Genomic DNA, 6,908 nt, shown 5'->3' on the forward strand with positions numbered 1-6,908 from the left:
GGAATGGGGAATGGGGAATGGTTTTACAATGACTAATGACTAATGACTAATGACTAATGACTAATCAACTCTACTGCATCTTTTCCATCGTAATTTTGTAAGTAAACTTTCACAACTTCCTCTTTAGCAGTAGGCAACTTCTTTCCAATAAAATCTGGGTGGATTGGTAATTCTCGATGGCCCCTGTCTACTAACACGGCTAAACGAATCACCTCTGGTCTACCGTAATCGTTGACTGCATTCAAAGCAGCGCGAATTGTCCGTCCTTTAAAAATCACATCATCCACAAGTACAACCGTTTTCCCCGTAAGGTCAAAAGGAATTTCACTTTTCGTTGGAGTCCGCAATCCAATTTTGTCGAGGTCATCTCGATAAAATGTAATATCCAAAGCGCCGACTGACACAGCTACACCTTCCAGTGTCTCAATCTGACGCGCCAACAATTCTGCTAATAACGCACCTCTAGTATAAATACCAAGAAGCACCAGTTGAGACAAATCACGCGTCCTTTCCACAATTTGAGAGGCCAGGCGAGTTAAGGTACGACGGATTTCTTCGGATGAGAGAATTTCAACTACTTTGGCAGACATAGGGAATAATAAGTTAGGAGTGATGAGTTAACAGAGACGCGATTAATCGCGTCTGTACAAGAGTTAGAAGTTTTTATTCTTCACTCCTAAATTTACTTGTTTGGGAGTATTAAGAATATTGCGATCGCTATGCCTAACCATAGCAAAAAACAATATCGAGTTAGCTGCAAAGCATTTTGAATAGAAGTTGCAGTAATGGGATAAATAGCATCTCCTAGCAGTGGTTTGTACTTAGCTACCCCACGATACCAATTTGTACCTCCCATCTGCACACCCAAAAACGCAGCATAGACACACTCACTCCAGCCAGAATTGGGACTAGGATCGTTAATTGCATCCCGACGACAAATTCGCCAAACCTGCATTGGTTTACCTGATAACAGTGCCAGGGTTATGACTGTTAACCGACAAGGTAGCCAAGTTAAATAATCTTCTAACCGCGCACAAAACCATCCCAAATAAGTATAGGGTGCTTCCCGGTAGCCCACCATTGAATCAAGGGTACTGCTGGCTTTGTATGCTAAAGCTAAGGGAGTTGGCCCCACAATTGGCACAAAGACACCAACAATTGCATAAAACAGCGGAGCCATCACTCCATCGGTTGCATTTTCTGCAACCGTTTCTAAAACGGCTCGTAAAATTTCTGCTTGTGAGAGGTTTTGGGTATCTCGACCAACGTAATTACTTAAAATCTTTCGAGCTTTCTCCAAATCTCCTGCTATTAAAGGTTGTAAAACAGCCACTGCTGCTGCTCGCAAACTTCTACCAGCAAAACAACTAGCTAAAAGAATGGAATCAATTGCAATTCCTAACCACGGATGAACCCATCTAGCACTTTGAATAATCAAAAAACCAACAAGACCGCTACCAATTATTAGAATAATCCCTAGTACAATTCCAGCTAGGCGTTGTGTAAGAGGATTTTTACACAATTGGAGAAAAAATTTGCTTAGGCGAGAAATTACCCACCCCATAATTTGTACTGGATGAGGCCAATCCCAAGGATCGCCAATTAAGTAATCTAAAAATGCAGCAATTATTAAGATATAGATGCTATCAGTCATAAGTCAGGAGTCAAGGGTCAATCAATTTTGGATTTTGGATTTTGGGCTGCACCTTTGGTACGCTTCCAGCGCAACTTGGATTTTGGATTGACCCCGACCACATTAACGTAGCCGCACAAAATCCAAGTACTTGGCTCTAATGGCGCAGCGTTAGCGGTAGCGTACTCCTGCGGGGAAGGAAGCTACGCGCAACATCTTGTAGAGAGAAACGAGCATCTATAAAAGCGTCGGATTTGAAATTGAGGATTTTCGATTTGTTCCCCTCACGAAAGCGTTGCGGGACGAATTACCGGGTGGGGGTATCAACCAGAAAATCTAAAATTCCTAGCCAATATTTAAGCTATTGACCAGAGCCGGAAACGCTCTAAACCACAAAACTAGCTTCTTCCCCAAGGGAAGCTTGCCGGCTACGAGCATCGTAATAAAGGTCTGCCAGAGTAATACTGTACAAAGCTTCTTTGAGCTTTTGGTTGAGTCTTTGCCAAAGGCTAAATGTTACCCAATCTTCAGCTTGTGTAGGCGCTGGGGTGTGATGAGGTAAATGGCTAGTCTCGCCAACTGCTTCTAAAATTTGTCCTATAGATATTTGTGCAGGCTCTCTTGCCAATTGGTATCCGCCGATGCTGCCACGAATTGATTTAACTATTGATGCACGACGCATTTCTATTAGTAGTTTTTCGAGATAAGGAGCAGGGATATCTTGACGTTTAGCGATCGCTCTTACAGATACAGGCCCATATTTTGGCTGTAAACTCAAATCTAGCAACGCCTTTACACTATAGTGTCCTCTGGTAGTTAGTTTCATTTTGGCAAGCTTTGTTGTTTATCCTTTGTCATTTGTCCTTTGTAAATAACCAATAACCAACGACCAATAACTAAGGATCAGTTTTACTTATCATTCTGTAACTCAATTATCATCCTCAGCAAATAAACAACCTTTTGAGCGTTAGTTTAGAAAACTTAAACAAGTATAGTTTAGCAGTGATTTACAAACTATATATATAGCGATCAGCATTGCCAGCATTCTCTAAAATAGATTGTCTTGACAATATTGTTAATGGCATAACAATTGTGCATCTGAGTGTAATATACTTGGCTAGGTTGAGATAAAAACTAAAGGATTATGTTCCTATTAGCTCAACCTCAGCTAAAATAAAATCGATTCCAACACTTCAAACATTCATTTTTGATCTAAGTTGATGCCTAAACAGAAAAAAATTGAACCCTTACTCGGTGAAGAGCTGCTCAAAAAAGTTAAAGAGCTAGAGAACGAGAGCAAAGAAGACAAAGCCAAGAAGTGCGGCTACTATACCGTTACTAAAAATGGTATAGAGCGCGTCAATATGATGAAGTTCTTAAATGCCCTAATTGATGCTGAAGGGATTCAGTTGGACAGTACACCAAGTGCTAATGGGCGTGGTGGACGTAGTGCTAGCTATAGAATTAGTGTGCAATCGAATGGTAATTTACTTATAGGTTCAGCTTATACAAAACAGATGAATCTGAAACCAGGAGATGAGTTTATCATCACTTTAGGCAAAAAGCACATTCGTCTGAGACAGGTAGATCCAGAAGATCGGGAAGGTGATGAAGCTATAGAAGCCACGGCCTAATAAATGGTCATTAGTCAATTGTCATTTGTCCTTTGTGAAAACCAATGACCAATGACCAATGACTAATGACCAATTACTAATGACTAATGACTATATCTGTAGTGGGTAAGACTGGTAAATAATGGCGAAGTGCCTTGCGCGTAACTGCTAAATTGCAGGTTAAGGCAATTTGCTCTTTTTCTAGTAAACCCAAAATGCGATCGGGTTTGTCTCGTGCCACCACTGGTAATTGATGTAAACCTCGAAGACTCATACGATCTAAAGCTTCAGATAATAGTTCATCCTGCCATGCATAGAGAATTTCAGTAGTACAAATATCTATGAGAGTTTGACTGGATAAATTATCTGGAATTTCAGTTAGTGAATTCGGGTAACTTTGCCAAAGAGCAAGGGCACGGTTAATATCTTCCAGAGAGATTATACCAACTAATTGCTCGGCTGCATCAATTACTAAAGCACTCCGGGTGCGATCGCGGATCATTTCTACAGCTGCATCTAAAACTCCAAGGGTTGCAGGTAATTTTTTGGGATAGGGGTGCATAGCATCTTCTACCAAAATTTGCTGCACAATTTCCGCTTGTTCATCTTTCAATTCTGAAAGACCAATTTGTTGTAGATTAGAGTTAGAGTTAAAAGTTGGTTTAATCCTTTCCACTAGCCAAACACTCAAACCCACAGCTGCCATCAACGGTAAAACAATGCGGTAGTCACGGGTTAATTCAAACAGCATTAAAATAGCCGTTAACGGCGCTCTGACACTAGCAGCTAGTACTGCTGCCATTCCTACCATTGCGTAAGCAGGGGGAGCCGCCATTTGATCGCAAATAGTCGGGAATGCCACAGCTAAAAGTTTGGCATACGCTGAACCAAAAGAAGCACCTAAAAACATGGCTGGTGCAAACAAACCACCGATAAAACCACTACCCGCACTAATTGCAGTCATCAATAGTTTCACCACCAACAGCACCACCAACAAGGAGAGGGGAAACTCCACATCCTGAAGCATTGCTTCTACAGTTTCATAACCCACACCCAGAATTTGTGGGAAATGCAAAGCAACTGCGCCAATTATCACACCGCCAATAATTGGATGAATTGGCTCAGGAATTCGTCCCAAAAAGGCAAAACCTCGAACTTTTCCGGCAAAGCAGGCTTTTGCTAAACGAATTAATTGAGTATAAGCCAGAGAAACAAGGCTGGCCCCTAAACCCAAGCCAAGATAAAGGGGTAATTCCAAAGGACTGCGGACTTGGTAAGCAGGTAAATCAAAAGCAGGTTGTGCCCCCAAACCAATTTGGGCAATTAATGCTGCTACCACCGCCGCTAATAGCACCACGCTCACCGCAGAAGTAGCGAAAGATGTCGCTCCCATCACCACTTCCAAGGCAAAAAATACTCCAGCAATGGGAGCATTAAATCCCGCCGCCAGTCCAGCCGCAGCGCCAGCACCCAACAACAAACGTTGTCGCTCTTGAGATACATTAAGAATTACAGAGAACAACATCCCAAAATTTGCGCCAATTTCTACACTCGGCCCCTCTGGCCCCAAAGAAGCACCGCTCCCCAAAGAAACAGATGCGGCCAGCATTTTCGTAACTGGTCGTAGTGGTCGCTTAATCTCTGTTCCCTGAGAAGCGGCGATGAGAGATGAAAGTCCAGGGCCAAAGTCTTGAGTGCGCCAGCGCATCAAGCCAACGATTAATCCGCCAAGGGTGGGAACGCAGGCTAAAGTCCAAGCACCCCAGACACCGATTTGACCCATTAAATTTTCCAGCATCAACTGGTGAATCAACTGGATTAAATAGTGAAAGGTGACTACACCCATACCCGTACCACCGCCAATGAGCATGGCTAAAAACAGAACAACTGTTTCTGGGGATGGTTGAAAACGATTAATTAGGTGAGCTAAATGAGCAGAAGGTGTAGGAAATGCAGGTTGTTCCGTTACCTTCCTCAGTTGAGTGGGAGGCAGGAGAGTCATTGAGAGGCGGGGTAAATGTAAGAAAAAATTTAAATTTTTATCTGTTACTTCTCATTGTGAGCCATTATTTAGCAACCAGACAAGTAGACTTTATTTGCTTAATTTACAAAGCTTTAGCAAAAAATGTCATTGTGCAAAATTTTTGTGGGGAGAATGGTTAAATGGGAGACAATTGTTATTTGAGGGGCAAAGATCCCTGGTGGGGTGCGAGTGAGCGCCAACACTATTTTTTCTAGAGACAACAAAGTTTTTGTGGTCTGGGTGGATACACCTGCAAACATTAACTAGGAGTCATCCTTGCCTAAATCTAGCTATACTCGTGTTGCGACCATTGAGCCATCCTTGGTAGTAATACAATGTATGTATGATTTATGGCTGTTGTCAGACCATACTTGGAAGTCTGCTAAGTATTGATCGGAATTCAATATAGCTATTCTTATAGAGCGAGTAAATGGACTAGGCGGACGAGGTAAATGAATATACACACCTTTGATAATCATTATGTTACTTGCCCAATTTGCCAAAGAAATGCCACTCCCAAACCAGTTAAAACGCGCATGGGCTTGTTTTGCTGTCCCTATTGCCAAGAACGGCTAGTCGTTTGCCAAAGCGGTCATTATGTGCGCGATCCATTTACTTGGAGACAACTGATGATTGCTTCGTCGCTACGTCGTCAAAGCAGACCTTTAGCTAGGATTATCAGAGATTTTGTCTTGCTCAAGCGTCCTATGGTAGCCTTGGCTGTAGGAAGTGCCATTTTCTTTAGTGCGATCGCCCTAACTCAAGAAAAGACAAGTTACGAGCGCCAAATCTCTCCTACAACAGAGAAAGTTAATCAACCAGGAAATAAATCTCAGTAAATGGATTACTTTGGTATAAATCAAATCTTACTTTGATTTTTGTAATATTATAACTAAATACTTTTATGAAACCGTGTCTTATTACCCAAAATAGGACGCGGTTTTACATATATTTCAGCAAAAGATGCATTTTAATTTAGCAAAATATTGGCGATCGCTCTCTTTTCGATTTACTGACTATTAGCCTTTTCTAGCTGCTAAACGGGTATAATCTCCCAGCCATTGAGACTTTTGAACCTCAGATTTTAAGCTAAAAAGCCCCATTTCTACCAGTCCAATGATGACACTTTTGCGCCATAATGATTTTCTCTGACGTGTCCTCGATATTTGCGATTGCTCATAATAAGCTTCCATAGAAATATCTGTCAATAACTGTAAATTCAAGTCACGCATTATTTCCTGCCGAAATTTTAGATGTGATCGTAATAGTTCTTTAGGTGTTACTCCCTGTTTAACAAAAATTATCCTCCTTGGGCGGCGTAAAAAGGCATAAAGAATCGCTTGATTAGAAGAATTATCTCTAAAACTAACTGACCATTCTTGCTCTAAAGCACTCTCAATCGCACAAAATACTAATGAACGCCCAGGTGCTTGCATAACTTCTGCAAAACAAAGATGTTCTGGATGAGAAAAAAGTCTAGTAAACATAACGGAAGATTCTGACAACAGTTCTAAGTCATTAATTTTAATAAAACCGAGAGATTCTAAAGCCTTGGTGTAGTAGTTGAAAGCCTTAATATCTATTTGAGAACGAGCTTCTAACTGTGTGGGTACAATTTTTAATTTACTAGAAATATTTG

7 protein-coding genes are annotated in these 6,908 nt (G+C 41.4%); 2 read left to right on the forward strand and 5 right to left on the reverse strand.

Features of this window, described 5'->3' with window-relative positions; translation table 11 throughout:
- Positions 1–53: 53 nt before the first annotated feature.
- From pyrR to GNF10_RS33780, 3 genes are all read right to left on the reverse strand, one after another.
- Positions 54–590, reverse strand: coding sequence for a bifunctional pyr operon transcriptional regulator/uracil phosphoribosyltransferase PyrR (gene pyrR, locus GNF10_RS33770; protein ID WP_185580824.1), 537 nt, complete (start codon positions 588–590; stop codon positions 54–56).
- Positions 591–682: 92 nt separating this feature from the next.
- A complete protein-coding gene (gene cbiB, locus GNF10_RS33775; RefSeq protein ID WP_185580825.1) occupies positions 683–1,654 on the reverse strand; it encodes an adenosylcobinamide-phosphate synthase CbiB in 972 nt (323 codons plus the stop codon).
- 364 nt (positions 1,655–2,018) lie between these two features.
- Positions 2,019–2,459 (reverse strand): Rrf2 family transcriptional regulator, encoded by a 441-nt coding sequence (locus tag GNF10_RS33780; protein ID WP_185580826.1) that lies wholly within the window; start codon positions 2,457–2,459, stop codon positions 2,019–2,021.
- Positions 2,460–2,853: 394 nt separating this feature from the next.
- Between GNF10_RS33780 and GNF10_RS33785 the strand changes: the two genes are divergently transcribed.
- Positions 2,854–3,267, forward strand: coding sequence for an AbrB family transcriptional regulator (locus GNF10_RS33785; RefSeq protein ID WP_012409420.1), 414 nt, complete (start codon positions 2,854–2,856; stop codon positions 3,265–3,267).
- A 76-nt stretch (positions 3,268–3,343) separates the two neighbouring features.
- Here GNF10_RS33785 and GNF10_RS33790 read toward each other — a convergent pair whose 3' ends face one another.
- Complete coding sequence (locus tag GNF10_RS33790; RefSeq protein ID WP_185580827.1) at positions 3,344–5,248, reverse strand: chloride channel protein; 1,905 nt, start codon at positions 5,246–5,248, stop codon at positions 3,344–3,346.
- A 473-nt stretch (positions 5,249–5,721) separates the two neighbouring features.
- On the opposite strand from GNF10_RS33790, the gene GNF10_RS33795 reads away from it, so the two are divergent.
- Positions 5,722–6,108 (forward strand): hypothetical protein, encoded by a 387-nt coding sequence (locus tag GNF10_RS33795; protein WP_114082473.1) that lies wholly within the window; start codon positions 5,722–5,724, stop codon positions 6,106–6,108.
- Positions 6,109–6,288: 180 nt separating this feature from the next.
- Here the strand turns inward: GNF10_RS33795 and GNF10_RS33800 are convergent.
- Positions 6,289–6,908, reverse strand: a 620-nt coding sequence (locus GNF10_RS33800) for a hypothetical protein (RefSeq protein WP_185607388.1), incomplete at its 5' end; no start/stop codon positions are given.

It is taken from the genome of Nostoc sp. UCD121 (assembly GCF_014222285.1).
Lineage (GTDB): Bacteria > Cyanobacteriota > Cyanobacteriia > Cyanobacteriales > Nostocaceae > Nostoc.

Excerpts from the sequence above, each read along its gene's own strand:
- pyrR (WP_185580824.1), bottom strand. The coding sequence starts at position 590 with ATGTCTGCCAAAGTAGTTGAAATTCTCTCATCCGAAGAAATCCGTCGT.
- cbiB (WP_185580825.1), bottom strand. The coding sequence starts at position 1,654 with ATGACTGATAGCATCTATATCTTAATAATTGCTGCATTTTTAGATTAC.
- GNF10_RS33790 (WP_185580827.1), bottom strand. The coding sequence starts at position 5,248 with ATGACTCTCCTGCCTCCCACTCAACTGAGGAAGGTAACGGAACAACCT.
- GNF10_RS33795 (WP_114082473.1), top strand. The coding sequence starts at position 5,722 with ATGAATATACACACCTTTGATAATCATTATGTTACTTGCCCAATTTGC.
- GNF10_RS33785 (WP_012409420.1), top strand. The coding sequence starts at position 2,854 with ATGCCTAAACAGAAAAAAATTGAACCCTTACTCGGTGAAGAGCTGCTC.
- GNF10_RS33780 (WP_185580826.1), bottom strand. The coding sequence starts at position 2,459 with ATGAAACTAACTACCAGAGGACACTATAGTGTAAAGGCGTTGCTAGAT.